Origin of the sequence: Xanthomonas sp. SHU 166 (genome assembly GCF_000364685.1) — a bacterium.
GTDB classification, from domain to species: Bacteria; Pseudomonadota; Gammaproteobacteria; order Xanthomonadales; family Xanthomonadaceae; genus Xanthomonas_A; species Xanthomonas_A sontii.
On the sequence record NZ_AQOJ01000700.1, the window covers coordinates 1 to 1,892 of the forward strand.

Annotated in this window: 2 protein-coding genes; both read left to right on the forward strand. The window is 72.2% G+C overall.

From position 1 onward, the window contains the following. The coding region (locus tag D180_RS16415; RefSeq protein ID WP_017913653.1) for a hypothetical protein at positions 1–565 on the forward strand (565 nt) is incomplete at its 5' end. Between the two features lie 56 nt (positions 566–621). Then, positions 622–1,892 (forward strand): phosphoribosylamine--glycine ligase (purD, locus tag D180_RS16420; protein WP_017913654.1); only part of this gene is annotated, 1,271 nt, incomplete at its 3' end.

Genomic DNA, 1,892 nt, shown 5'->3' on the forward strand with positions numbered 1-1,892 from the left:
CGACGGCTGGCAGCAGTTGCTGGCGGTGTGCGGCGCGCTGCGCGATGCCGGCCATCCCGAACCGGGCACCATCGACTTCTACGTGCTGCGCCCCGAGGGCCAGGGCTTCGCCGTCGCCGCCGAGCGCACCGGCGGCACCTACGGCAGCCAGGGCCAACCCGGCGAGGTCGGCATCGTCCGCGCCGGCAGCGATTTCTACGGGTTCCGCGTCGAGGACGGCTGGTTCGGCCAGGGCTATGCGCTGCAATCGCAGACCCTGATCCTGCCCGGCCCCAAGGGCCTGGTCGACGCCGGCAGCGTGCGCAGCCACATCGACAACAGCGCCGCCGCCGACTGCGATGCCGCCGATGCGGCCGCGGACTGCAAGGCCGGCCAGTTCGCCATCGACTTCGCCCTGCGCTTCGACGACCGCGACCACGCGGCCCGCGTCTGGCCGCTGCTGATCGAGGAAACCGGCACGGAGTGCGGCCAGCGCCCGGTGCAGCGCAGCCACCGCTTCGCCCTGGACGCGAAGACCTGGACCTACCATTTCCCCGAGGCGCTGCAGCGCGAAGGCTGCACGTGAGGCGCGCGCGCCCGGGCGCAGCCGTTTCCCTTTCCCCTGCAATCTGGAATTCCGCGATGAAACTGCTCGTCATCGGCTCCGGCGGCCGCGAACACGCCCTGGCCTGGAAGCTGGCCCAGTCCCCCCGTGTCGACGAAGTGCTGGTGGCGCCCGGCAATGCCGGCACCGCCGGCGAGGCCAAGTGCCGCAACGTGCCGGTCAAGGTCAACGACCTCGACGGACTGCTCGCGCTGGCCCAGGACGAAGGCGTGGCACTGACCGTGGTCGGCCCGGAAGTGCCGCTGGTGCTGGGCGTGGTCGACCGCTTCCGCGCCGCCGGGCTGCGTATCTTCGGCCCCAGCGCCGCCGCCGCGCAGCTGGAAGGCAGCAAGGCCTACGCCAAGGACTTCCTGCAGCGCCACGGCATTCCCACCGCGTTCTACGCCGTGCACACCGAGGTCGAGGCCGCGCTGGCCTATGTCCGCGACAAGGGCGCGCCGATCGTGATCAAGGCCGACGGCCTGGCCGCCGGCAAGGGCGTGATCGTGGCGATGTCGCTGGACGAGGCCGAGGCCGCGGTGCGCGACATGCTGTCCGGCAACGCCTTCGGCGACGCCGGCGCGCGCGTGGTGATCGAGGAATTCCTCGACGGCGAGGAAGCCAGCTTCATCTCCATGGTCGACGGCCACACCGCGCTGCCGATGGCCACCAGCCAGGATCACAAGCGCGTCGGCGACGGCGACACCGGCCCCAACACCGGTGGCATGGGCGCGTACTCGCCGGCGCCGGTGGTGACGCCCGAGGTGCACGCGCGGGTGATGCGCGAGGTGGTCGAGCCGACCGTGCGCGGCATGCGCGACGACGGCGTGCCGTTCACCGGCTTCCTCTACGCCGGGCTGATGATCGACGCCAGCGGCGCGCCCAAGGTGATCGAGTTCAACGTGCGCTTCGGCGACCCGGAAACGCAGCCGGTGATGTTGCGCCTGCAGTCGGACCTGCTCGACCTGCTCGAGGCCGCGCTCGACGAACGCCTGCACGCCACCGAGGCGCAGTGGGATCCGCGCCCGTCGCTGGGCGTGGTGCTGGCGGCGGCGCCGTATCCGGAAACCCCGGTCACCGGCGAAGCGATCACCGGCCTGGACGCAGTGCCGGGCAACGCCAAGGTGTTCCATGCCGGCACCACGCTGGACGCGCAGGGCCGCGTGCTCAGCGCCGGCGGCCGCGTGCTGTGCGTGGCGGCGCTGGGCGACAGCGTGGCCGAGGCGCAGCGGCATGCCTACGCCGGCGTGGAGCAGATTCGCTGGGCCAGCGAATTCCACCGCCACGACATCGGCTGGGGGGGGGGGGG